Source organism: Nitrospira sp. Kam-Ns4a (assembly GCF_965152595.1).
This window is the reverse complement of the sequence record NZ_OZ224218.1, coordinates 433,715-457,081: the sequence shown is the minus strand read 5'-3', so window position 1 is coordinate 457,081 and position 23,367 is coordinate 433,715. Positions and strand designations below refer to the sequence as shown.

At 65.5% G+C, this 23,367-nt stretch carries 22 protein-coding genes and 4 pseudogenes; 9 read left to right on the top strand and 17 right to left on the bottom strand.

The window, feature by feature from the left end; all coding sequences use genetic code 11:
• Positions 1 to 23 precede the first annotated feature (23 nt).
• From ACWHYQ_RS02260 to ACWHYQ_RS02250, 3 genes and pseudogenes are all read left to right on the top strand, one after another.
• Positions 24 to 260, top strand: a pseudogene (locus tag ACWHYQ_RS02260) (hypothetical protein); the annotation flags it as partial.
• A complete protein-coding gene (locus tag ACWHYQ_RS02255) occupies positions 260 to 469 on the top strand; it encodes a DUF4258 domain-containing protein (protein ID WP_447974137.1) in 210 nt (69 codons plus the stop codon). The pseudogene ACWHYQ_RS02260 and the gene ACWHYQ_RS02255, both read left to right, overlap by 1 nt.
• Before the next feature lie 158 nt (positions 470 to 627).
• A complete protein-coding gene (locus ACWHYQ_RS02250; RefSeq protein WP_447974136.1) occupies positions 628 to 1,662 on the top strand; it encodes an IS481 family transposase in 1,035 nt (344 codons plus the stop codon).
• Positions 1,663 to 1,740: 78 nt separating this feature from the next.
• Here the strand turns inward: ACWHYQ_RS02250 and ACWHYQ_RS02245 are convergent, their stop codons facing one another.
• The 5 genes from ACWHYQ_RS02245 to ACWHYQ_RS02225 all read right to left on the bottom strand — a co-directional run bounded on the left by ACWHYQ_RS02245 (position 1,741) and on the right by ACWHYQ_RS02225 (position 7,930).
• Positions 1,741 to 3,042 (bottom strand): IS1380 family transposase, encoded by a 1,302-nt coding sequence (locus tag ACWHYQ_RS02245; RefSeq protein ID WP_447972544.1) that lies wholly within the window; start codon positions 3,040 to 3,042, stop codon positions 1,741 to 1,743.
• A 1,402-nt stretch (positions 3,043 to 4,444) separates the two neighbouring features.
• The gene (locus ACWHYQ_RS02240) at positions 4,445 to 5,326 is read right to left on the bottom strand and encodes a hypothetical protein (RefSeq protein ID WP_447974135.1); all 882 of its coding nucleotides are present in this window, start codon (positions 5,324 to 5,326) and stop codon (positions 4,445 to 4,447) included.
• Between the two features lie 88 nt (positions 5,327 to 5,414).
• A complete protein-coding gene (locus tag ACWHYQ_RS02235; protein ID WP_447974134.1) occupies positions 5,415 to 5,765 on the bottom strand; it encodes a hypothetical protein in 351 nt (116 codons plus the stop codon).
• Between the two features lie 51 nt (positions 5,766 to 5,816).
• Positions 5,817 to 6,299: a hypothetical protein gene (locus ACWHYQ_RS02230; RefSeq protein WP_447974133.1), complete on the bottom strand. Its 483-nt coding sequence runs from the start codon at positions 6,297 to 6,299 to the stop codon at positions 5,817 to 5,819.
• A 137-nt stretch (positions 6,300 to 6,436) separates the two neighbouring features.
• Positions 6,437 to 7,930: an alkaline phosphatase D family protein gene (locus tag ACWHYQ_RS02225; RefSeq protein ID WP_447974132.1), complete on the bottom strand. Its 1,494-nt coding sequence runs from the start codon at positions 7,928 to 7,930 to the stop codon at positions 6,437 to 6,439.
• Positions 7,931 to 8,106: 176 nt separating this feature from the next.
• Here ACWHYQ_RS02225 and ACWHYQ_RS02220 point away from each other — a divergent pair, with 176 nt between their 5' ends.
• On the top strand, positions 8,107 to 8,358 hold the full coding sequence (locus tag ACWHYQ_RS02220; protein WP_447974131.1) for a hypothetical protein: 252 nt from the start codon (positions 8,107 to 8,109) through the stop codon (positions 8,356 to 8,358).
• A gap of 55 nt (positions 8,359 to 8,413) precedes the next feature.
• Here ACWHYQ_RS02220 and ACWHYQ_RS02215 read toward each other — a convergent pair whose 3' ends face one another.
• Positions 8,414 to 8,806 carry a nuclear transport factor 2 family protein gene (locus ACWHYQ_RS02215; RefSeq protein ID WP_447974130.1) on the bottom strand — a complete coding sequence of 131 codons (393 nt, stop codon included), beginning with the start codon at positions 8,804 to 8,806 and terminating at the stop codon, positions 8,414 to 8,416.
• Positions 8,807 to 9,697: 891 nt separating this feature from the next.
• Here ACWHYQ_RS02215 and ACWHYQ_RS02210 point away from each other — a divergent pair.
• A complete protein-coding gene (locus tag ACWHYQ_RS02210; RefSeq protein ID WP_447974129.1) occupies positions 9,698 to 10,036 on the top strand; it encodes a response regulator transcription factor in 339 nt (112 codons plus the stop codon).
• 32 nt (positions 10,037 to 10,068) lie between these two features.
• Here the strand turns inward: ACWHYQ_RS02210 and ACWHYQ_RS02205 are convergent, their stop codons facing one another.
• Both ACWHYQ_RS02205 and ACWHYQ_RS02200 read right to left on the bottom strand, forming a co-directional pair.
• A complete protein-coding gene (locus tag ACWHYQ_RS02205) occupies positions 10,069 to 10,992 on the bottom strand; it encodes a DMT family transporter (protein WP_447974128.1) in 924 nt (307 codons plus the stop codon).
• Positions 10,950 to 11,681: an O-methyltransferase gene (locus ACWHYQ_RS02200; protein WP_447974127.1), complete on the bottom strand. Its 732-nt coding sequence runs from the start codon at positions 11,679 to 11,681 to the stop codon at positions 10,950 to 10,952. Before ACWHYQ_RS02200 ends, ACWHYQ_RS02205 begins: the two co-directional genes overlap by 43 nt.
• Before the next feature lie 133 nt (positions 11,682 to 11,814).
• Between ACWHYQ_RS02200 and ACWHYQ_RS02195 the strand changes: the two genes are divergently transcribed.
• A complete protein-coding gene (locus ACWHYQ_RS02195; RefSeq protein ID WP_447974126.1) occupies positions 11,815 to 13,350 on the top strand; it encodes a carboxypeptidase M32 in 1,536 nt (511 codons plus the stop codon).
• 83 nt (positions 13,351 to 13,433) lie between these two features.
• Here ACWHYQ_RS02195 and ACWHYQ_RS02190 read toward each other — a convergent pair whose 3' ends face one another.
• Positions 13,434 to 13,991 carry a hypothetical protein gene (locus ACWHYQ_RS02190; protein ID WP_447974125.1) on the bottom strand — a complete coding sequence of 186 codons (558 nt, stop codon included), beginning with the start codon at positions 13,989 to 13,991 and terminating at the stop codon, positions 13,434 to 13,436.
• A gap of 226 nt (positions 13,992 to 14,217) precedes the next feature.
• Between ACWHYQ_RS02190 and ACWHYQ_RS02185 the strand changes: the two genes are divergently transcribed.
• Together ACWHYQ_RS02185 and ACWHYQ_RS02180 are read left to right on the top strand one after the other, a co-directional pair.
• Complete coding sequence (locus ACWHYQ_RS02185) at positions 14,218 to 14,649, top strand: Fur family transcriptional regulator (RefSeq protein WP_447974124.1); 432 nt, start codon at positions 14,218 to 14,220, stop codon at positions 14,647 to 14,649.
• Between the two features lie 150 nt (positions 14,650 to 14,799).
• The gene (locus ACWHYQ_RS02180) at positions 14,800 to 15,570 is read left to right on the top strand and encodes a ZIP family metal transporter (RefSeq protein ID WP_447974123.1); all 771 of its coding nucleotides are present in this window, start codon (positions 14,800 to 14,802) and stop codon (positions 15,568 to 15,570) included.
• Positions 15,571 to 15,682: 112 nt separating this feature from the next.
• On the opposite strand, the gene ACWHYQ_RS02175 is transcribed toward ACWHYQ_RS02180, so the two are convergent.
• Both ACWHYQ_RS02175 and ACWHYQ_RS02170 read right to left on the bottom strand, forming a co-directional pair.
• Positions 15,683 to 16,726 carry an FAD:protein FMN transferase gene (locus ACWHYQ_RS02175; RefSeq protein ID WP_447974122.1) on the bottom strand — a complete coding sequence of 348 codons (1,044 nt, stop codon included), beginning with the start codon at positions 16,724 to 16,726 and terminating at the stop codon, positions 15,683 to 15,685.
• A gap of 11 nt (positions 16,727 to 16,737) precedes the next feature.
• Positions 16,738 to 17,373 carry a hypothetical protein gene (locus ACWHYQ_RS02170; protein WP_447974121.1) on the bottom strand — a complete coding sequence of 212 codons (636 nt, stop codon included), beginning with the start codon at positions 17,371 to 17,373 and terminating at the stop codon, positions 16,738 to 16,740.
• A gap of 229 nt (positions 17,374 to 17,602) precedes the next feature.
• Here ACWHYQ_RS02170 and ACWHYQ_RS02165 point away from each other — a divergent pair.
• A pseudogene (locus ACWHYQ_RS02165) lies at positions 17,603 to 18,872 on the top strand (IS256 family transposase).
• Between the two features lie 52 nt (positions 18,873 to 18,924).
• Here the strand turns inward: ACWHYQ_RS02165 and ACWHYQ_RS02160 are convergent.
• From ACWHYQ_RS02160 to ACWHYQ_RS02135, 6 genes and pseudogenes are all read right to left on the bottom strand, one after another.
• A pseudogene (locus ACWHYQ_RS02160) lies at positions 18,925 to 19,470 on the bottom strand (DNA-methyltransferase); the annotation flags it as partial.
• Positions 19,471 to 19,484: 14 nt separating this feature from the next.
• Positions 19,485 to 20,027 (bottom strand): annotated as a pseudogene (locus tag ACWHYQ_RS02155) (site-specific DNA-methyltransferase); the annotation flags it as partial.
• A gap of 394 nt (positions 20,028 to 20,421) precedes the next feature.
• Positions 20,422 to 21,516, bottom strand: a complete 1,095-nt coding sequence (gene ygfZ / locus ACWHYQ_RS02150; protein ID WP_447974120.1) for a CAF17-like 4Fe-4S cluster assembly/insertion protein YgfZ — start codon at positions 21,514 to 21,516, stop codon at positions 20,422 to 20,424.
• A gap of 33 nt (positions 21,517 to 21,549) precedes the next feature.
• Positions 21,550 to 21,978: a response regulator gene (locus ACWHYQ_RS02145; RefSeq protein WP_447974119.1), complete on the bottom strand. Its 429-nt coding sequence runs from the start codon at positions 21,976 to 21,978 to the stop codon at positions 21,550 to 21,552.
• 29 nt (positions 21,979 to 22,007) lie between these two features.
• Positions 22,008 to 22,550 carry a tetratricopeptide repeat protein gene (locus ACWHYQ_RS02140; protein ID WP_447974118.1) on the bottom strand — a complete coding sequence of 181 codons (543 nt, stop codon included), beginning with the start codon at positions 22,548 to 22,550 and terminating at the stop codon, positions 22,008 to 22,010.
• On the bottom strand, positions 22,551 to 23,351 hold the full coding sequence (locus ACWHYQ_RS02135) for a sulfide-dependent adenosine diphosphate thiazole synthase (RefSeq protein ID WP_447974117.1): 801 nt from the start codon (positions 23,349 to 23,351) through the stop codon (positions 22,551 to 22,553).
• Positions 23,352 to 23,367: the final 16 nt, after the last annotated feature.

Here is a 23,367-nt window from a genome sequence, read left to right as displayed (position 1 = left end):
CGATGGGAAGTACCAACAGGGACGACGGCCGCAGCCTCTATCCGCGCCAGGTGTTCTTCCCGATGGCGGGCGAGAAGGAAGGCTGGGCGCGGCTCGCAAAGAATCTCAAGGCCGAAATCGGTGAGGAGTTGATCGAGGCCTACCGGGGCACGGTGTCGCTGCCCTTCGAGGCGGGGGAACACCAGCGAATCGCGGTCAAGATCGTGGACGACCGGGGCATTGAGAGCCTGAAGGTCATCGACTTGAACGGGGCGGCCTGATGGATTACGTGCTCACGGAACACGCCCAGGATGCTTTGCAAAAACGGCAGATTGCGCTTGCCTGGGTGGAACGGGCCTTGAACACACCGGAGGTGACCGAGGCCGACCGGGTGGACCCGGATCTGGAACACCGGCTGGCCCAGATTCCAGAGTTTGGCAACCGGGTGTTGCGCGTGACAATGGCAAGAAAACACCGCCCATCGTCGTGACGGCATTCTTTGATCGAAGGAGAGCTACGCCATGAAGCTCAAAGTGGACCAGCAGGCCGACGCGCTGTACCTCACCCTGAGCTGTATGTGCTAGAATTTAATCTGACAGTCAGGTAGAATCCTCGCTGTTCCCCCTGGGGGAGAAAGGAGCGAGGACGATGACGACGGAGCAGAAGATTCTGAAGACCAAGCTGGGGTTGTTGGAGCTGGCGAAGCAACTGGGCAACGTGTCAAAGGCCTGCCGGATCATGGGCTACAGCCGGGATAGCTTCTACCGGTTCAAGGAGCTCGACGAGACCGGGGGCGAGGCGGCCCTGGCGGAGATCTCCCGGCGCAAGCCGATTCTGAAGAACCGCGTGCCGGCCGAGGTCGAGGAGGCGGTCGTGCACCTGGCGATCGAGCAGCCGGCCTGGGGCCAAGTCCGGGTGGCCAATGAGCTGCGCCGCCAGGGGCTGACGGTCTCCCCGGCCGGCGTCCGGGGCCTCTGGCTCCGGCACGACCTGGAGACCATGCGCAAGCGGCTCAAGGCGCTGGAGGCGAAGGTGGCGCAAGAGGGGCTCGTGCTGACCGAGGCCCAGGTGGTGGCCCTGGAGAAGGCGAAGGGGGACCAAGAAGCCCATGGGGAGTTCGAGAGCGAGTGCCCCGGATCCTGTGGGGCGCAGCATCCCTGCTCCGTCGGGACGCTCAAGGGGGTGGGCCGCAGCTCTCAGCAGACCTTCATCGATCCCGACAGCAAGGTCAGCTTCGCCAAGCTCTCTGACCGCAAGACGCCGATCACGGCGGCGGATCTCCTCAACGATCGGGTGCGGCCGTTCGTTGAGGCGCATGGCATCCCGCTGAGCCGGATCCTCACCGATCGGGGGACCGAGTGCTGTGGGGCCCCGGACCGGCACGAGGACGAACGCTCGTTGGCGGTGGAGCACCTCGACCACACCCGGACCAAGACCCAGAGCCCGCAGCCCAAGGGGATCGGCGAGCGCGTCCACAAGACCCTGCTCAACGAGTTCGACCGGGTGGCCTTCCGCAAGAAGATCTATCGCAGCCTGGAGGAACTGCAAGCCGACCTGGATGCCTGGGTTCAGGAGTACAACGAACGGCGGCCCCACCAAGGGCGCTGGTGCTCTGGCAAGACCCCGATGCAGACGTTTCTCGACAGTGTGCCCTTGGCGAAGGAGAAGATGATCGCGGCATAACCGATGAGGGCGAGGACTCCGTGACCGTCAGATGAAGTCTTGACATTTACCCTGAATCCGGCGTGAAAAGCGCGGGCGTCACAGCCTAAGTCGCTGGATCTGATGCAGGGCGTACTTCCACGCGGCCTCTCGATAGCCGCTGGCCGGTAAGGTCAGGGTGGGACGATTGCGAGCGCGCCGCAACTGGGCGGGCATGGAGAGGATCCGCTGACGCAAGGTCTGAAGGGTGGCGTTCTGGAATTCCAGAGGCAAGCAGAGTCGCTTGAACCAGTTGACGAGGTTGTAGGCTAGCAGAAGAAGATGGAAGTAGGTCTCGTTGGCAAAGAAGTGACGGGTGGGAATGCTGCCCAACGCGTAATCTCCCTTGAGCTGTTTGATGAGCAACTCGACTCCGGCGCGATCGTTGTAGAACCGCCAGAGGTTGAGGGGTCGCAACGGGAGATTCGTGACGAGGACCTGGTAGTGGTACTTGCCGAGCTTGAAGAGTGTCAGCTGGGCGGTGGGCTCTTCGGCCTGCGGGCGACGGATCACGACGAACCGACAGGGATGGGGCCAGCGGGTAGGCTGGTAGCGGAACTCGGCCACCTCGATGCCTCGACTGGGACTGACGTACCGCAGACCCGACAGTTTGCGCTTGATCGGGGCGGTCAGGCGAGCCACGATCACAAATCGGGCCCTGTGTTCTTCCAGCCACTCGATCAGCTTGTGGTCGTAAAACCCTTTGTCCGCGCGGACAATCGTCAACCGGACCCCGGCCGGGATCTTCGCGAAGCACGCCGCGAGGAGGTCGAGCGTCCCGCTGGCGGTATGCGCATCCCCTGGCCGCAACTCGCCGTGCCAGAAATCTTTGGTCTGTCCCTCGAAGCAGAGCAAGGGGTGATACGACGGCCGGCCCCGCTTGACCGGGTTGTAGCCGATCCGAGCTTGCTCCTGACGGCCATAGACCACCAGCACGGTGGAGTCCACGTCCAAGATCAGCCGGGTCGGGGGCCGCGGCCGAACGGTCATCCGGCGCAGAAAGCTGTCGTGCAGGGCGCGCACCTTCGGGAGCGCCGTCGGGGCCACCCGCAGCAGGAAGCGGCGGAGCGTGGTCGCCTCTGGATAGCTCGGCAGGCCGGTGAGAGACTGGAATACGCCATTCTGCCGCAGCAACTGCGTGGTTTCGATCCGTTCGAGCCCGAGGATCATGGGGTACAGCAGGGCGAGCAGCATCTCGCCCATGCTGTACCGGTTGTTCCGCTGGACCACTCGGACATGTCGGGCGATCGCGTCCTTGAAGCCAATCCGGGACAAGAAGCGATGCAGCAGGTAGACGCCGCCGTAATGCGTCAGCGACGCGGCACCGAACCTGATCGTGAGCTTCCGGGGCCCCCGCGGCATTTGAGCCAAAGCTAACACAATGATAGCTTTCGCTCAACTCCCCCGAAGGGGCGCCAGCGGCCCGAGAATGCGCGTCAGCAGAGGATCTTGTCATTACCTGGCGCCGGATTCAGGTTTACATCTATTTCCTGCTCCGCGCACTGCAGCTCCTCGCCCCCGAGCGGGGGCGGCTCGCCTTCATCATGCCGGCTGACACCTGCGAAGGCGTGTTTGCTCCTATCCTCTGGGAATGGGTGAGCCGGCACTACCGGATTGACGCCGTGGTGACCTTCGACGCCGAAGCCTCACCGTTCCCGAGGGTAGACACGAACGCGCTGATCTTCATGATTCGTCGGACGGCACCGGCGCCGGAGCTCCTGTGGGCGCGCTGCACTGAGGCGGGTACCGATGCGCTGAAGCGGTGGACGCTCTCCCAGTTTCGGTATCGCCCCACACGCGGCCTCGTCGTCCACCGGCGCAACCTGGCTGAAGGGTTGACCACTGGCCTGTCGCGGCCTCCACGCGAGGTTACACCGGCAGGCCCCTCGCTTGTGGATTTCGCGACAGTCCTGCGGGGCATTGCCACTGGGGCGAATGACTTCTTCTTCCTGACGCAAAAGCAGGTCCAAGCCCTGGCGATTCCGCGAACCTTCCTGGTGCGGGCGATCGGCCGCACGCGGGACGTGCCGGGCGATGTGATTGACGAGCAGCTCTTGGCGGCGCTCGATAGTTCGGACCGGCCAACACTGCTGTTCTGCCCGGACGGTCGCCCACTCGATCGTTTCCCAGCGACCGTGCGGCGGTATCTGGAGGTGGGCGAGCGGAAGGGGCTTGCTGAGCGGCCACTCATTGCGTCCCGGCGGCCCTGGTACAAGATGGAGGTGAGAAAGGCTCCGCCTATCCTGTTTGCCTACCTCGGTCGCCGGAATGCTCGGTTCGTGAGGAACCTGGCAAACGTGGTACCACTCACCGGGTTCCTGTGTGTCTACCCCCGGTCAGACGACCCGGCCTTTCTAGAGAGGCTATGGTCCGTACTCAATGACCCCGCGACGCTGAAGAACCTGTCGCTCGTTGGCAAGTCCTATGGCTCCGGCTGTATTAAGGTGGAACCCCGAGCACTTGAGCGCCTTCCCTTGCCGGAGGATGTCGTTAGCACGGCGGGGTTGACGTCACGAGGGCATGGGGCCGCTGCGGCTGACCGCGGGCGTTGGGCCCGCGGAGGGCTGCACATGGCGACGCACCGGCGCATCAGGGCGAGCTTGTCCCTCCCGGCTTTGCCGCGGTGGTCAAGGCGTACAGCGACGATGCGCACCGGATCATGGCCTCGACACGGTGGGCTGCTAGATCGTCAACCAGTTGTCAACCGCGGCAGTTTTGCTTGTCAATCTGGACGGCATCGAGCCGGCCCGCCGCATGACCCCGCTCAGAACGCCGCCGGCGGCGGCTCCGGCAGGCGCATCTCCCAGAGGGCTTCGCGGGTCAGCCCGGCTCCGTCGAGCGACTCCGCCAGGCTCCGCATGGCCGTCGAGAGATTGAGCCGAAGCTGGGCCTCCTTCTTCGTTCGCTCGCTCGCAGGCAGTGCCTTCAGCCGACCCCAGGCGCAGGTGGCCACCGCCATCTTGCTCCACACCCGGGTCCCCTCCTGGGTCTCGATGGCCTCGGCTTCGACGCGCACAGGGCGGCAGGCCACTCCGAAGAGATAGGCTCCGCCGAACCAGACCGGCGTGCTGGTCAGGAGCTCGAAGCCGACGTTCCCCAAGATGATCGCGGGATTCCACGCGGTGGCCACCCCGATGACCACGGTCTCCCATAGCATATCCCCCAGCATCCCCGCGGCCGCCCATTGCCACCGGACCTTGCCGTAATCGAGCACAGCTCCGCGCACAACCAGATCCGCGTCCAAGTATTCCCGCAGCTTCCGCACCTGTGCAGTCGTGAGCGAAGCGTCGCGCTCGATCCCGAGGGCGTGGCGCACTGCGTCGGTTTCCTCGAGGGACACCAGCCGAAACTGCTCGCCTGACTTCAGCCCGCTGTACAACAGGTGGCGAGCCTCCTCGCGGATCTCCCGGACCGCCTGCGCGACCAGCAAGGCTTCTCGCTCAGGAGGCAACGCTTCCTCGACCGACCGGATGGCAGATAGCGATGTGATGTCCACGTCCAGGTCGAAGCCCAGCACCGCAAGCCTGGGACGGTCTCGCTCGGGAACCCTGACCGAGTTCGTGGCCCAACACCCGGTCATCTGCGACTCACCCGCTGCGAGCACTATGACGAGCAACAGCCAGCGCATTTGAGGCGTGCCCCGCATGACGCCCCTCCTCTCCGTCCGACCGACGGGACAGAACGCTTGGATGGATAGATGCGGAGAGATTTGGAGAACGCAGGAGGAAACGGAATCAGATACGGAGTGGGGAGAGCGGGCAGGCCCTGTTGGCTCGCCTCATAATCGGTCGGCCGGTCGGTGCGGTTGAGACTTCTCCGCGTATCGCCCCGGCATAGGCGGCCACGGGCTCGGCAAGAGCGCCGCGCGCCTTCGTCGTGGAGGCGAGCTGGTTCTCAGAAGGTGAGACCCAAACGTTGGAGATGCCATCATCCTCGTCAGGCGGCACGGCGGCTGAAGCCGCATAAGGATTGGCCTCTTCGAAGACCAGGTCTTCAACGACGTCGGCGGAGGCCGTCACGCTCAGCGCCAGCGCGATCCAGGTGAGCGCGAGCAGCCAGCCGGATCGTCTTGCCGGACGCCGCATGGTCGGCCACCTGTGAGCAACCCGCTGTGACACGTGCTTCCTCTGAAGCGGCTACCGCTCCGGGTGGCGCGCGGCGGCGACGGCCTGGGCGAAGGCATGGAGGCTCTTGCGCTCCTCGTCATCGAGCGCCAGCAGCAGGTGCATCTCGTCTCGATGTGCGAGGCGGAGGCTGAGGAAGGGCTCTTCCCGGCGCTTCTCGCGGTTCTCCCAGACCGCGTCAATCACCTGCACCTTGTCCAGATCGGCCGCCGACACCACGTCATAGCGGAAGTACTGGTCGCCGATCACCATGTCGTAGATCACCTGGCCGGCCGTCAGCAGCACCAGGTTGAAGCGGCCCTGATCCTCGTACCCTTCGGGAAGAAACTTGTTGACGTGCACGAGCGCGACCTTCCGGTCGCCCAACGCCCGTTCGATCTGCACTTTCAGCGCGTCGTAGTCAATTTGCAGCGCCCGCTCGTCCGGCCCCGTCGCCGCCAGGGCCGCCGCCCGCGCCTTCTCGAAGACATCGCTCGCCGTCATCAGTCCTGCCATCTCAGTGTCTCCTTCCCCTACCCGCGCGAAGGGACCTCCCTCCGCCACGGCGAACGGGCGCTACCCTACCCGGTGTGACCGCTCCATTGCAAGGGGAAGTTCCACGTTAGCGCCCGCGATCGCCGCCGCCGGGGGCCTCACCTGTCCTCACGAGCACGGAACGCTCGCTCGAAGCGCGTGCTCCCCGCCTCGTCCACGATGGCCACTCGCAGCTCGGGCCCCCGGATGGACAGCAATCCGAAGTTGAAATACCCACTCTCAGTGTACAGGGTCGTGGGATTGAGCTCGGGGTCGAGCGGGCGCAGCAGACCCGGGGCTGCGGCGAGCGGCCCCGCGATAAACTCCCGGAAGTCGGGCACCCCATCCCGGTCCGGGTCATATTCGTTGATCTGGACATAGTGCACGTCCGCGGACAACCAGACCACGTTGCGAATTCGGCGCTCGAGCATCGCCGCGACGATCGTCTTCAGCTCGGTCTGAAACCCCGTGCCGTCCGCTCCCCGCGCCCAGCTATCGTATCCCGGCGCGGTTGGGGAGCCAGGCTTGGGAATGGCCAGCGGCACGCTCGTGGCGATGACCTTCCAGGTCGCGGTGGAGCGGGCCAGCCCGTCGAGCAGCCAGGACCGCTGGGCGGCCCCCAGCATCGTTTTCCCTGGCCCGTCCGGGTCGCTGTTGCGGCTCCGGTACTGCCGGGTGTCCAGCAGGAAGATCTCCAGGTCCGCGCCGTAGCGGATGCTTCGGTAAAGGCGGTACGGCTCGCCCGAGGACGGCGCGATCGGCCAGTACTCGAACAGCGCCTGGCGCCCGAGCGACATCAGCGGCTCGTAGGGGCCGGCGAAGTTGTTTCGGATCTCATGGTCGTCCCAGGTGACATAGACGGGGACCGCGGCGAGAAACCGTTGCAGGGCCGCGTCCCCGCGCTGGTACCGATGCTTCGCCCGAAACCCGTTCAGCGTCGTCGCCAGAAAATCTCCGCCCGGCACCGAGGGCGGCGAGGGACAGCGGTCGTCGCTGTAGACCAGGTCTCCGAGCAGCAGGGCGAAGGCTGGTTGCCGCTCGAGCATGCGATCGAAAATCGCATAGCCGCCCTCTGGGCGGCGGCACCGTTGCTGGCCGCCCAGATCCCCCGCCCAGAGCAGCGTCACGGGCTGCGAGACCTCCGCGGCTGGCGGCGTGGTAAACCGGCCGATCGCCGCCGGCACACCTGGAGGAGGCTCCCCGTCCTGCTCCGCCGAGACGAACACCCGGTACCGGTACGGAGTCCCCGGAGCCAGCTCGGAGAGCAGCAGCGATGCGGTAAAATCCCGCCGCGGCTCTGTCCGGCCTGAGACCACCCCGCCGCCGCGCCCCGTCTGCCCGGCTGACGCTCCGTCCGGGGACGGTTCGGTTTCAGGGGTCCACTCGACCCGAACGCTCGCGGAACCGACGGTCCGCACCCACAGGACGGCCGAGGTGCTGGTGAGGTCGCCCAGCGCCACGCCGTGGCTCAACGCGGCCTCCTCCGGAAACGGGCTGGAGACCGGCAGGCCCGGCCTGGGGCCGGCCTCACAGCCAGACAGAACCGCCGACAGTCCGAGGAGGGGCACCAGCAAGAGGGTCAGCCGCTCCGGATGTTTCCATTGCGTTCCCATCGAGCTCCCGGTTGAGAAGGGCGCGGGCGGGCTCGCCGCGGCGCCCGCCGTTGCATCGGACCCCGTGAGTCCGGCATACTGCACGCCAGACCGCCTTCACCCATCAGCCGCAAGGACGGCGTCGGCGCCGTCCGCGGCTCCGGCTGCGCAAGACAACGCCGACGTGGAGGACGCACATGAACGAGCAAGGTTGTCAGATCGAGGGCTGTTCCGCGCGGGTGTACGCTCCGGCGGGAACGGGCTCCTTGTGCAAAGCGCATTTTCTGAGCTACCTGGCCTGGCGGCGCAAACGCGGACCTGGCATGTTCGCCAAGTATGCGGCCTTGACGATGGAGGAGCGGGACGCGCTCGTCGCCGAGTGGCGGAAGACAGTCAAGGCCGAGGAGCCACCTACGCCCCAGACGCCCCCCGTCCGGCCGGCCCCCTGAGGCGATCCCACAGCCGATCCGCTCGACTCCCCGAGTCCCTCCGGCGGCGCGGCCCTCAGCCCATCACGGGCGAGCCGTGATGGTGGATGATCTTCCACTCGAGCCCGAACCGCTCGTAGAGATTCGTGGCTAGCACGCGGCTCACCCGCGGCTCGTCATCCTGTCGGCTGGTGATATTCTCCGTGCAGACGACCCAGGCGAGGTCCCCCGCGATATGCACTTGCACCTCCGTCAGCTCGAATCTCATGAAGAACGTGTTGTTGAAAATGAGGACCCATGAGTCCCGCACGGCCGGCCAGCCCGCCCGCAGATTCCAGCCGGGGTGGATGCAGTTGACGTAGTCCTCGTGTGCCCAAATCCGGTCCATCCGGCCGATGTCCAGACTCTCGAACGCCGCGTAGAACTCCTGATTGGCCCTGGTGACCTCTTCGATCCGCTCCTGCAGCATGGCCCCTCCCCGGCATCGGGAGCCGGTATCATACCCTAAACGCTCCTGCCGTTTCACGGCCGGACACAGGACCGCCCCGGCCACGGACGTCGGCCCGCCACGGTCAGGCGTCCGCCGCCCTGCACTAAGCTAAGCAGTTGACTCGATACCATAGTCCAAGCTGTACAGTAAGGCCCGCCTTCTCTGGCGTACCAATCCGACAATTTTGTCGGTTGGCCGACAAAATTGTCGGATTGGCCGAAGGCCGGCACGCCCCATGTACCAAAGACTGCCGGTTTTCCACCTGTTGAATGGCCTCCCGTCTGGCAGGGACCTTGCGGCGGGCCACTGCTGGGCTGGTGAAAGCACGTAGAACTTTCGTCCGGGTCTGCAAACGGGGGGAATTCAATCGGCTGGGGCGAACCGGCTGACTCTCGGGCCTTGCCCCGTCTCCAGGAACGAGCATCGGGAATCGCGATGGGGCGAAGATCGTCCCGTCCAACTTGGGAGGCGTCTATGAGAGAATCTGTCGCGGACGGCAAGGCTCCCGCTTCATTCCCGCCCCAACTCAAGCGCGGCGACGTGTCTTCGGACCGACTGCCAACGGGTCGGAACGACACCCCACCGGCTCACGCGACCGCTCCCGCGGCAACCAGGAGCGGCGCCCCGTTCGGCAAGTGGCGTGCCCGGTGGGAAGATCGCCTCGTCTGTCTCTGTAATCTCAAAGGCCAACCGCTGTATTCCGGCCGCACGAGACCCGCAGGCCCGGCATCCGCAAGCCACCGCCGGGTGGCCGAACAGCGAGACCTCAAGCCCCACATTCAGCAACTCTGCGCGCGCCTCAGGGCGCTCGCCCAGCCGCGTCCCGACCGTGGCCGGGCCCCGAGTCCTTGCGTCGCCGAGGCGGTCTCCGTGCGGCGCGGTTCCTGCCTGCATCACGTGCGCGGCCTGCTCCTCGAGCCGGCGACCGCAGGCGAGCCGCTGATCCTGGTGGTCGTGGACACGACATCCGAGTCAAAGCGGACCCCGCTCGACCTCACCTACCTCAAGAATGCCTACAACCTGACCAGCCGGGAGATCGAGGTGCTCGATTACGTCCGGCAGGGCGCCAGTTACAAGGAAATGGCCCAGGAGCTGGGTATCTCACCGCACACCATCAGAGACCACATTCTCAAGCTGAAGTTGAAGTTCCAGGCAGTCAGCCGGTGCGGCATCATGGCCCGCCTGATCGAGGAGAGCTGTCACTCCTAAGACCGTCGGTTAGCCATCCTGATCCAGGCGGTCTAGCGAGGCACCCGCTCGCGGCCCGCGGCGTACCGGGCAGACTGCCAGTTCACCAGCCAGACGCCGGCTAGGATCAGTGCGATGCCCAGGACCTCCTTGAGGCCGATCCGCTCGTCGAGAATGACAGCCGAGAGGATGACGGCCGAGACCGGGATCAGGTTCACAAACACCCCGGCCCGCGATGGGCCGATCCCCTGGACGCCATACAGCCAGGCCTGTTGGCCCAGCGCCGTGGCGAAGACAATGAGGTAGCCGAGCGCCAGCCAGCCGGCCAGGGGCACCGAGGCGAGCCCCGCGGTCATCACGCGCTGATCGGTCCAGAGCAGAGGAATCTGGAAGAGGATCGAGAGTAGGAGCGTGGTCCAGTTGACGGTGAGCGGCGAGAAGCGTTCCATCGTCCGCCGGCCACCCACGGTGTAGAGGGCCCAGCTCACCAATCCCAGCACGATCAGGACGCCGCCCAGCCAGGGATTCTCCCCGACCGCCTGGCCTTCGGTCCAGGACACCAGGCCCACCCCCGCGAAGGAGACCGCGCAGCCAGCCGCCACGACCCGGAAGGGGACATCCCGGATGATCAGGGAGGACAGCAGCGCGGTGACGACCGGACTGGCTCCGATGATCACGCCGGCCGCGGCCGCGCCGATGTAGCGCAGGCCGAAGAGCGTCAGCAGATGGTTGCCCAGGACCGCGAGGCCTAAAGCGGTCAAGCCGGCCAAGTCCGCTCGCGAGAAGGCGACCTTGCCCCCTTCCTGCCACCACCAGAGCGGGATCAGGATGGCGAGCGCGCCCAGCCCCCGGAGTACCGAGGTCTCCACCGCCGAGAAGGAGCCCAGCGCGAACTTCTGGCCGACGATCGAGCCGCCCCAGACGACGGCGGCCGTTACGAGCGCGGCATAGGCCGCAGCTTCCGATGGCTTTCCCATTCGAAGGCTCCTGTGGCGGCTCGGGATTCCTCCAGCATGCTCGCGCGCCGCACCGGCCGCACCACTAACACCCCATCCCGGATCGTCACCAGGACGGCGGTGACGCGCGGATCGGAGGCCACTAGGCGATTCAGCTCTTGGATCGTCGCGGTCCGCTCGTCCGGCGGGGGATGGATCAACACTTCGCCAGACCAGAGCACGTTGTCAATCAGGATGACTCCGTCCGGGGAGACCAGCTCCAGGGCCCGCCGGTAGTAGTTGACGTAGTTCGCCTTGTCTGCGTCAATGAAGATCACGTCGAAGGGGCCGGCGAGGTTCCGGAGGGTCTCCAGCGCAGGTCCCAGCCGCAGTTCGATCTTCCGGCCGTGAGAGCTTCGGGCGAAATACCGGCGGGCGACGGCGGCGGGCTCCGGATCAATCTCGCAGGTGACCACGCGCCCGTCTTCCGGTAGCGCCTCGGCAAAGCAGAGGGCGCTGTAGCCCGTGAAGGTGCCGATCTCCAGCACCCGGCGCGCGCCGACGAGGCGGGCCATCATCGCTAGGAAGGCGCCCTCCAGCGGCCCCACCAGCATCTGGGGAAGCTCCATCGTCCGCTCGGTCTCCTCCCGCAGTGCGCGGCGGACCTCTGACTCCGGCGTCGAGTGCGCCGCCGCATAGGCCTCGATCTCTGGCGCGACGATGATCTTCATCACTCCCTCCAACGCGGCGGCACCATCGAATCGCCCAAGTTCCCCCTTGCGCGTCCTGCGCCCCTTGCCGGGCCGGCTCGCCCTTGCGTACACTGGCCCCGCATCATAGCATCAGCCCCAAGGAGACGTCACCGTGAAAACCCTTGCCACCCTCGAGCCCCTGATCATCCGGCTCCGGCAGATCTATCACCTGTCCAGCGCCGCCTCCCTGCTCTCCTGGGACCAGGAGACCTATATGCCACCCGGCGGGGGCACGGCGCGCGCCGAGCAACTGGCGACCCTCCAACGCCTGGCCCACGACCAGCTCGTCTCGCCCGAGATCGAGGCCCTGCTGAGCCAGTGGGTAGACCTCGCGACGGGCCAGGTGCTGGATTTGGCGGAGGACATCTGGAACGAGCCGGCCCGTGCCCTGCTGCGGGAAGTCTGGCGCGACTTCAGCCGCGCGAAGAAGCTCCCCTCCGAGTTCGTCGAGCGGCTCGGCCGCGCGACCTCCCTGGCCCAGCAGATCTGGGTGGAGGCGCGGCGGCGGAGCGAGTTCGCGCTCTTTCTGCCCCACCTGCGAACCGTCCTCGCACTCAAGCGGGAGGAAGCGGGCTACCTGGGCTACCGGGACTCGCCCTACGATGCGCTACTCGACACCTACGAGCCGGGCACGAGCGTGGCGGTACTGACTCCGCTCTTCGACGCGCTCCGTGCGCGGCTGGTGCCGCTGCTCCACCGCATCATGGCCGCACCGGTGCGGATCGAGGACGAGCTGCTGTACCGCGCTTACGACCCGGCCCGGCAGGTCGAGTTCGGCCGCGTGATCCTGACCGCCATGGGCTATGACTTCCATCGCGGCCGCCTGGATCTCTCCGCCCACCCATTCACGACCTCCTTGCACCCGACCGACGTCCGCGTGACCACCCGCGTGTACGAGAAGGAGCTGCCGGCCTGCCTGTTCAGTTGCCTCCACGAAGGCGGGCACGGACTCTACGACCAAGGGCTCGATCCCGAGCACTATGGCACCCCGCTGGGAGAGGCGCTGTCGCTGGGCATCCACGAGAGCCAGTCCCGGCTCTGGGAAAACTGCGTGGGGCGGTCCCGGCCGTTTTGGCGCGGCTTTTTCCCCCTGCTCCAGCAGGCCTTTCCGGACCAGCTCGGCGGCATCGGGCTGGAGCAGTTCTACGCGGCGGTCAACCGGGTCAAGCCCTCGTTGATCCGCGTCGAGGCCGACGAGCTGACCTACAACTTACATATCATGCTGCGGTTCGAAATCGAGCGCGGGCTGGTCGAGGATCGGATCCGCGTCGAGGACCTGCCAGTGGTGTGGAACGAGGCCATGCGAAGCACCCTCGGCGTCGTGCCGGAGCAGGACGCGGACGGCGTGCTCCAGGACGTCCACTGGTCCCTTGGCGCCATCGGCTACTTTCCAACCTACACGCTCGGGAACCTCTACGCGGTGCAATTCTACGAGCAGGCGAAGCGAGAGATCCCCACTTTGGAGGCGGAGATCGAGGCAGGCCGGCTCACGATCCTCACGCAGTGGCTCAACCACAAGATCCACCGTTGGGGCCGGACCTTCACTCCGGACCACCTCCTCCGGCGCGTGACCGGCCAGTCACTCAGCCCCGAGCCGTTCCTGCGCTATCTCGAGGAAAAGTTTGGCGAGCTCTACGGATTAAGCTAGCCGTGAGTGGCTGATAGCGAGCAGCCGGCAGCGACTCCGTCCGGCTCTGTGCGATTCGCTGTTGGCTATTCCGCTATCCGCTACTAGCCCAGCGCTGCGTTCAGCCGGGCCAACAGGGAGGCCGGCAGCGTGAACTCCTGCTCGACTTGGATCCGGCCGGGCACCAGCAGGCTCGAATGGAACGAGATGTCGCGAATCGGCAGCTTCACGTCGGGTTGGTCCGGCGTGCTCAACTCGACCTGCTCGACCGACCGCATGATCGCGCTGCTGTCCTGCGGACCGTAGGTTCCGGTCACCGCCCGCAGGATCTCCAGCACGGCCGCGTTGCCCTCCGACTTCTCGCCCGCCTCGTCCAGCACCTTCAGGGCCTCTTCCGCCGTGGGAGCCAGGCTGAAGTTCTCGACCCGTTCCTTGCGCCGCAAGGCCATCAGATCGTTGTCCAGGTCCTTGCTGAACGCGCCGTACGCATAGCGGAAGAATTCGAAATGAAAGCCCTTGACCCCCTTGGCGAACATCTGTAGCTCGCAGAGGAACGCCAGTTGCTGGAGCTTCACGTCGCTCATGAGGCCGTGGGGCTCGACCAGGTGCAGCAGATAGACTAACAGTCCGCGATCCACGGTGATCTGGTTGGGGGTTCGCACCGCGCCCTTCTCCCTCCCCGGAGAATCCAGCCCGTCCCAGACGAGGCCGCTCCAGCGAATATAGGCCGGCGATCGGAGGCCCGTCAATGCGGCTCGGCGGCCGGACCGGCGCGCCGAGCCGCCGCGGGGCCGTGGCTCGGGAGCGGCGATCCCGGGTCTGTGCTTGACCCGGTTGTTCAATTTAGTCTTTAATACCCATGACGTCCCCCCCTGAAACCGGGTCGCCATGGGCAAAGCACCCCCAGAGATTGACCTCCTCAAGCAGCACCTGGCCAAACACCAGTTGAAGCTGACCCGGCAGCGGGAGCAGATCCTGACGGCCTTTCTCAAGCAGGAGCACGTCACGGCCGAGCAACTGCATTCCATGCTGTCGAAGCGGAACTCCCACATCGGGTTGGCGACCATCTACCGGACCCTGAACCTCTTCTGCGAGGCGGGGCTCGCCCAGGCCCGGCACTTCGGGGCCCAGACCCAGTACGACAACGTGTCCCACAAGGGCCACCACGACCACCTCATCTGCACGGGCTGCGGGCGGATCGTTGAGTTTCAGAACTGCGACATCGAGCGGCTCCAGGAAGAGGTCGCCCGCCGGCACGGCTTCGCCATCCAGACCCACAAGCTGGAGCTGTACGGCCTGTGCTCCACCTGCCGCCATTGACCCGCTGCGCGTCGCTTTGTTGATGCCACGTTTGCCCCGCTCGCCCCGTTCGGCGCGACGCCATGGCACGGGCGTTGAAATTGGATTTCGTTTTCACCTATAGTAGCGGGCGGTGAAGGACGGTTCGAGCAGGGGGCGCGGCTCATCGCCATGGAACCATCGAACAGCCTGCTGGTGTTGATCGGGTTGGGTGGTCTAGCCGGGGTCGTCCCCGTGTACTTAGGGATCGCCGTTGCGCTGCTCCTGACCCGGTCACTGGTACGGGCCTGGGAAGGGTTACTCGTCGGTCTCGCGACCGGCGTCCTCGTCTACCTGTTCTTCGACCTCATGCATGAAGCGGTCGAGCTGACTGGCGCGACGGATAGATTGTCCTGGTTTATTTTCCTCGGGAGCCTGCTGGTGAGCTTCGTCGGGTTGGTGTCGCTCGAGCAACTGCAGCAGAAACGGAACAGGCCGGTGAACCATCGCCTGTTCCTGCCTTACATGATCGCCCTGGGGATGGGCCTGCACAACCTGGGCGAGGGGCTGGCCATCGGCGCTAGCTACGCGAACGCGCAATGGGTGTTGAGCGGCCTGCTCGTCACGGGGTTCGCCCTCCACAACGGCACCGAAGGCTTCGGGATCATCGGCGCCGCCGGGCGCACGCCCGTGAGTCTGAAGGATGCGGCGCTGATGGGCCTGCTCGCCGGCCTCCCCACCTGCCTCGGCACGGTCCTGAGCGGCTTTAACATCTCTCCGTACTTCTCGGTGATCTGCTACACGTTGGCCGCTGGGTCGCTGCTCTACGTCGTCCTCTCGCTGACGGCGATCACCTATACGGCCACACGCCGCGTGCAAGCCGCGCTGGGTGTCTTCCTCGGCATCAGCCTCATGTACGTGACCGGCATGGTGCTGACGCTCGTGTCCGGCGTGCAGTCCTAGCTCCTTCCGGAGACCATCGCCGCGCCCCTCTTGTTGTGCGAGCAGGAGCCCGTCCCGCCGCCGAAACCCGCTGGGGCTGGCCAGCCCGTGGGGCTTCACCCGAAGAGGAGCTTTACTCCCCAGGCGACGAAAGCTGCAAGCGGCCCTGCAGCCCCGACGAGACATGGAGGCGGCCGGTCGCGTCCACGATCACGGCCTCCACGCCGGGCAGCCGCTCGACCAGCGCCATCCCGCGCTCGGGGCCCATCACGAAGATTCCCGTGTCCAGCCCGTCGGCGTCCACTCCGTCCTTCGCAATCACCGTGACGCTCTGGCAGAGGCGCGCGGGCTGGAGCGTCCGCGGATCCAGGATGTGGTGGTACAGCACCCCGTCCCGCTCGAAGTAGCGCTGGTAGTCGCCGGCGGTCGAGATCGCTTCATCCTGCAGCTCCAGGCGAGCCAGGACAGCCCGCTCGTTGCGTGGATGCTGGATGCCGAAGATGAAGCGGTGCCCGTCTGGCAGGCGCCCGAAGGTCTTGATGTCGCCCGACAGCGCGACGACCCCCGCCGAGGCGCCCGCGGCCTGCATCGCCGCAGCCGCCCGATCGGCGGCCAATCCCTTCCCGATTCCGCCGACGTCCAGCCGCATCCCGACTTTGGCCAGGAACACGGTGCCCGCCCGCTGATCGAGCCGGACAGCGCTGAGATCTGTCAACGGGAGCAGCGCGGCCAGCTCTGCCTCGCTGGGGATACGCGGCTGCTCCAGCACGTTCCAGGCATCCACCGCCGGGCCGATGGCGATGTTGAACCCGCCCTCCGTCAGCTCGGCGATCGCGAGGGCACGCTCGATGAGAAACAGGGTCTCGGGGCTGACTTTCACAGGCTCGCGGCCCGCGGCGGCGTTGACCCGGGAGACCTCACTCGTCGGAATCCAGGTGCTCAGCAGGCCATCAAGGCGCTTGATCTCCCCCAGCGCGGCGGCGGCCGCCCGGTGACCGATCGCCTCGGTCGGGGCCACGGCGGTCACGAAAACCAGCGTGCCCATCAACATCTGGCTGCGCTTGACGACGACGGGAGAAGAAGGAACCGGCAGCGGCTGGCAGGCCGCGAGCGCCCCGGCCACCAGGGCCAGCACGACCCCGACCATCCGCACGCTGAACCGAAGGGGTCGGTACACGATGCGCTGACTCACCACCAATGCCGGAGGAAGTAGCGTGGCACCCTGGGATAGGGCATAACCTCGTACAAACGAGTCTCGGCGGCGGCTGGCTCGGGCAGGAGCGCTGTGATCGGACGGCCGGTCAGTGTCGGATAATTCACTGTCAACTGGCGCTCGGCCTCCGCCTGCTGCTCGTCCTCGCGCACCATCGAGATGAGGACCATGCGGCCATAGCGAGGCGTGTCCAGGCCAAACCGCCAAGTGCCCAGATAGGTCACCGTGCCGGTGGCAACCTCGAACCGGGCCTCAAAGCTCGCCATGGAGGTGAACGGCCCCTCGCGGATTTGGATCCGAGTCACCTGGTACTCCCCCGGATCCAGATTCAGCAGGAAGAGCTTGTCGTCGGACTGCAACCAGATGCGGAACAACTCGTGGGTCCGGCGATTCTCCACCTCGATGAACTCGATTTCAGGTCCATACCACCGGGGCGAGGAACCAGTGAGGACAACCAGAGCCCGGCCAAACACGACGGGCCGATCGAAGGTGAGCGTCTCCGGTTTGGATGGAAGCGAGGTCGCACACCCAGCCAACGCCACAACGACCAGGGAATTCAGCAACCAGGCGAGGGAGGGTCCTGCACAGGGTGGAAACAGGCGGCGCGTCATGAAAACATTATACAGGGCCGGATACGGAATTGCACGCAGCTCTGGCTACCGCCCGGCCGGCCAAACCGGCTGCCTCCTCAACCCGCTCGGCTGCCAGCCGGCATGGCACTCAGAGCCTACCTCTCTCCGTTCGAGGTTATACTGAATCTAGTTGAAATTGGTGAGTGGCTTCGTTCAAATCAGGTCGCTTCAACCCGAAGACGATCTGCACACGAAAGGAGTCACCGCGATGAGACCGGACACGAAGCAGAGGAAGAAGGCCATCCAGGCGTTGCAGGAGATCCAGGAGAAGCCGTGGTGGATGGACCGGATGGTGCAGGTGATGCTGGGAGGCAAACAGGCGCTCGATGCCGCGCTGCTGGACATCGGACGCCTGGTGGCGGAGACAATCATGTCCATGGAGCGCGAGCAGCAAGCGGGTCCGGACTACCATCCGACCTCGCGTGAGCTTCGGAAGTGGGCGAGCCAGCCTGGCTCGATCTACGTCGGCGACCAGAAACTGCGCGTGGTGCATCCCCGGTGACGCGGTCCTGACGGCGAGCGCACGTTGCGGAGCTACGAGCAGTTGAAGCAGCGCGGCGGCTTCTCGGAAGAACTTTTGGGAGAGGTGCTGCGGGGGATGTCAGCCCGCAAGTATGAGGAGACCGTGACCGCCGCCGGCCGTGCCTTCGGCGTGTCCGCGAGCGCGGGACTCGCGCCATCTCGTCGAAGCCACGGCGAAGCAGCGGCGCGAGTTCCGGGAACGCCGGCTCGAGGACTTCGAGGTGTTCGCCCTGTTCCTCGACACGATCCACCGCGGGGGCCAGGCCTTCATCGTGGCGCTGGGCATCGACCTGAGCGGGCAGAAGCGCGCCCTGGGGTTCTGGGAAGGCGCAACGGAGAACCACGAGATCTGCGAGGGCCTGCTGGCCGACCTGGAGCGGCGGGGGCTGACGCTGTCCACGCGGGTGCGCTCTATCACCGATGGGGGCAAGGGCATCATCAAGGCGCTGAAGGCGCGCCACGGCAAGAAGCTGGTGCACCAACGGGGCCCCAGCCACAAGGATCGCAACATCCAGAAGCATCTCCCGAAGCGGTACCGGAAGGAGGCGCATCGCCGGTTCCAGATGGCCTTGGAGCAGAACCGCTACGACGACGCGAAGGCGATGTTCGCGGACTTCGAGCAGTGGCTGCGCCGGATCAACGAGTCAGCCGCGGACTCCTTGCTCGAAGCGTTCGAGGAGTTGCTGACGCTGCATCGCCTGCAGGGGCCAGCACTGCTGCGCAAGACCCTGCACTCGACGAACCCGATCGAACGCAGGTTCTCGACGGTGCGGGATTGCGAAGGCAATATCAAGCGCTACCGGAACAGCACGATGCGTCAGCGCTGGTTGGCGACCGTGCTGATGCACTGCGAGCAGGGCTTCAAACGAGTGAAAGGGTTGCGACAGATCGCGGTCGTGGTGAAACACATCGAAGTCGAGCAGGACGCCGGGCAGCAGGAGCAGGCCGCGGCATGACATCATCAACCATGAGCCACGACGTAATTTCAACTAAGAACTTGACAACCTCCGAGTATTGGCCCGCCTTCGGACCTTTGAAGTACTTCTTTCCGGGATATTTCTGGGGCACGCGCACGGCGTCGAGGTTGAAAACATACTCGTCGGACTTGGTGAACCAGATAATGGTTTCATATCGTCCTGAGAAGCGGCGGCTGCAATGCAGGCCGTGTTCAAAGTGCCAGATAATGCGATTGCGCATCCGAAGACCAAGCCCAGCGAAAATCGGGTAGAGAACCGTGTCTAAGGGAATGATCGCCCCTCGATCGACGTAGTTGCCGACCTGCCAGCAAATGCTCCCCATCGGGGCCAGCGTGCGCACACACTCGGCGATGACCTGGGCCTGCTGTCGGAGGTAAAGGTCAATATCCAGCCGTTTCTCGTATTCTTTGCCAATGTTATAAGGAGGAGAGGTAACAATAAGCTGCATGCATTCCGCCGGGATTGCCCTCAGCATCTCCAGACAGTCGCCCGGATAGACGACAATGCGCTCTGAAGGGGAGAATTGGTCTGAAATGCTTAGATTCTGGGCAAACAGGCTCGGTACGTATGGCTTCATTGTTGCATCTTCGTTTTCACGTCGCGCTTGTTGACGAAGGGCTGGAAGTTGGAGCCGTAGCGGATGCCGTAGGGCGGGTCGATGTAGATCATCTGCACCTTGCCCGCCATCCCCTCTTTTTCCAAGAGCGAGTTCATCACCAGGAGCGAGTCGCCCGCGATGAGGCGGTTGGTCCAGCCGTGCTTGTGCTGGTAGAACTCGATGGCCTCGCGCAGGGGCTCCTGGCGCTCCTCTTCGAACAGCGACCCTTGCACAGGCTGGCCGTTGCCGTTCCGCTTGCGGACCGCCTCGATGATGGTGCGCGGCTCGATGCGTTCGTGGACGTGCAGCGAGACCGTGGGCACCTCGAAGGAGGTGTACTCGGCCTTGCCCGCCCAGACCAGTTGCGGGTCCAGGTGCGGGTCGTAGGCGTAGGTCCTCTTCGCGCCCCCGTCGGGGTCGGTCTCCGGCGTCACCAGCCCCACCGGCGGGTTGTTGACGCGCTCCTTGTCCCGATGCTCGTAGGATTCAATCGGGCGCTTGGTCCGGTTGGCTTCTGTCTTCTTCTTTCGTGCCATCAAGTCTCGCCTGTGGGTTTCGTCGTCCGTTGCTTCGGGAGGCTAACGAACAAGTGAACCGCTGAGGCTCCTGGGATAAACGCGCGGTGTCTCTCGTTCCAGTTCCTCAGCGTCCCTGCTGAAAACGCCTGCAATATCTGCTCGTTGCGTGCCTTTGTCAAGGCGCCACCGGTTGGGATAGACGGCGGAGCCCGGCGGTGTATCCAGATATTGATCCGCGGTCTATCCAGCCATCAACGCCCCCCGGCCGGGTCGGTCGGAAACAGTCATCACCGATCAGCCGGGCTCGCCACACCGCTTCCGCCTCGTCTGTACCGGATGAGAGATAGAGAGGCGTCTCTCAGGTGAAACGGAATGTACCGAACGGGGGAGAGGGCTCCGCGCGGGCGAATGGCTAGCCCTTGACGTAGAAGGGCAGGGCGTGGACGGTGGCGGGATGGCGGCGGCCGTCGAACTCGACGGTCAGCTCGGTGCCCGGTTTGGTGAAATCGCGCAAGGGAAAGCCGAAGGCCAGGGGGCGGTTCAAGGAATAGGAGAAGGCGGCGCTCGACACCCAGCCGACTTCCCGCTCGCCGTTGAAGAGCTTGGCGCCCTTCGGGGGCACCGCCGGCTCCTGGAGCACGAGCCCGACCAGCCGCCGCCGCACGCTGCCATACGTATCCATCCGGGCGACGACCTCCTGGCCCGGGTAGCAGCCCTTCGTAAGGCTGAAGGCCTTGCCTTCGAGATTGGCCTCGGGTGGCACGATCTCTTCGGTCAAGTCGGCGCCGGCCAGCGGCAGGCCGGCCTCCAGGCGCAGCACCTCCCGGGCTTGGCTGCCGAACGGCATGAGACCCATCGGCCGGCCGGCCTCCCATAGGCGATTCCAGGTCTCCGCAAGACAGCTCCCGCCCGGGACGAGCAGCATGAAATCGAGCTCCCCGGTTTCCTCGGTTCGGACCAGCACGGCCTGCTGGCCGGCGGCATCGTAGGTGAGGAGCTCGAGTGGCTTGAGCCCCCCAACCTCGAGCCCAGTGGCCACCTTGACCAGGTCCGCCGCCTTGGGCCCGCTCACCAGGAGGTGCCCGTAGCGCTCCGTCAGGCTCTCCATCTTGGCCTTGGTGCCGTAGAGGAGGAATTTGCGGAGGGCCTGGAACGTCGCGTCGCCGATCTCGCCGACGTCCTCGAGCAAGAGGCAGTCGGGCAGGGCGTAGACCCGGAAGTAGGAGAGCATCTTCCCCTTGTGATTGAGGAAGCTCGAATAGAGGCCGTGGCCTGGCGCGAGCGGGAGGATGTCGTTGCTGATCACGCTCTGCAGCCACTTGACGCGGTCGTCGCCCGTCACGCGGAGCTTGCCCCGATGGGAGAGGTCGGCGACGCCGACGGCCTCGCGCACGGCCCGGTGCTCCGCCGCCGGGTCGCCGTAATGGACCGGCATTTCCCAGCCGGCGGCTTCGCCGAACCGGGCGCCGAGCTTCTCATGCTGGTCGTGGATCGGAGAGCGTTTCATCGTCGAGCGTAACAAGCTGTCAGCCGTTGGCCGTCAGCGTTCCGCCTGCTTGCCGGAGCGGGAGGCTGAGAGCTGACGGCTGATGACTTCCTCGATCAGTTCCTTCGTCCGCGCGGAGAACTCGTTGCGGGAGACGATCTTCGTGACCCCCAGCTCTTTCGCTCGCCGCCAGGTCTCCACCTCCTCATGGTTCGCGAAGGCGAGGATCGGCAGGCTTCGACCTGCGGCGGACCGGTGGAAGTCCTCGATCGCCCGGAACGGGTCCAGCCGCTCCTCGTTCAGGTTGATGACCAGCGCGGCCGGCGCCGCGGGGGCGGTCTTTGCGGGGACGTCGTCCTGCGTCCGTGCCCGCTCGAGCGTGTAGGCGCTGCCACGCAGCGCGTCGCGGAGCTTCGTATAGAAGAAGACGTCGTTGACCGCGACGAGGATGACCTGGTTTCCGTTCTGATCTTGCGGGTTCATCTGTCTCTGGGCTGAAGGCTGACGGCTGTTTAGTTCAGCATGCCGATCACCCGGCCGAGGGCGCGGCGGGCGAGCGCGTAGCTCGGATTCAGTGCGAGCGCCTTCTTGTAGCATTCGATCGCCTGGTCCCACTGGCCCTTCCGCTCGTACACGCGGCCGAGGTTCAGGTGCGGGAAGGCGGGGCTCTCGTACCGTTTGGCTTTCATCGCCCGCTCGAACCACGGGATCGCCTCGTCGTACTGCCCCTTCTCGATCAGGTAGGCGCCGATGTCATTGTAGGGATTCCCGAATTCGGGATCCACCTCGATGGCGCGATGGCACTCCTCGATGGCCTCGTCCAGCCGGCCCATGAAGCTGTAGGTCCAGCCGAGAAACGTATAGGCCTCCGCGGTCGGGTGGGCCTCGATGGACCGCTTGTAGAGCCGGACGGCCTCCTCCAGTTCCCCCTTCATCTGGTGCTCGTAGGCCTGCTGGAAATAATGCCAGGCCTCCTTCTTGTCCTCTTCGCTCCCTTCGCCCTGGACGAGAAAATCCTGGAGATCCATCGCCGCCGATCCCTGCCCACTCGTCATCTAGCCCTGTTTCAACTTCCTCTTGATGAGTTCCGCCCCATAGCGCCCCGAGAGCAGCATGGCGCCGAAGGCCGGGCCCATCCGCGGGGTTCCGTAGACGGCCGCGACAGCCAGCCCCACGACGAAGCAGTTGGGGTACACCTCGCCCGTCCGGGCCACGACCTCCTCCTCCGAGCGCGCGACCCACATCGCGCCGTTGCCCGGCACCGGCTGATACAGGTTCCGCTTGTGGAGCAGCTCCACGACCACCGCGTCGTGTCCCGTGGCGTCCACCACCACCTTGCTCTCGAGCGCAATGGGATCCACGTGGATCACGTCGTGGCCGGCCATCTCGGCCGTCGTGTTGTTCACGACTACGCCTTCCAGCACCCCGTCCCGGCGGAGAATCAGGTCCACGACGCGCGTAAGATTCATGATCTTCGCCCCGGCCTTGTAGGCAGCAGCGATGAGCGCGCCGGTAGCGTGCGGCGGGTCCACGAGGTACATCCCCTCGCAGTCCTTGACCGGCTTGCAGGGCACGCCCAGCTCTTCCAGAATCTCGTTCGCTGGCGCGCAGATCGTGGCCTTGTTCATCAGGTAGCCGCCGGACCAGAATCCGCCGCCGAGCGCGAGCGACTGCTCGACGATCAGCGTCCGGAACCCCATCGCCGCCAGGTCCCGGCCGCAGAGCAGCCCGGAGGGGCCGGCCCCGACGATGAGCACGTCGCTCTCGATGAGCTGGTCGAATTCCCTGTAGTACTCGCGGGCGATCTGCCGGGTGATGTCGCGCTCCCGTAGGGGGGCGGGCTTGGGCCGTTCCATGGTGAGCCTCTTTGCT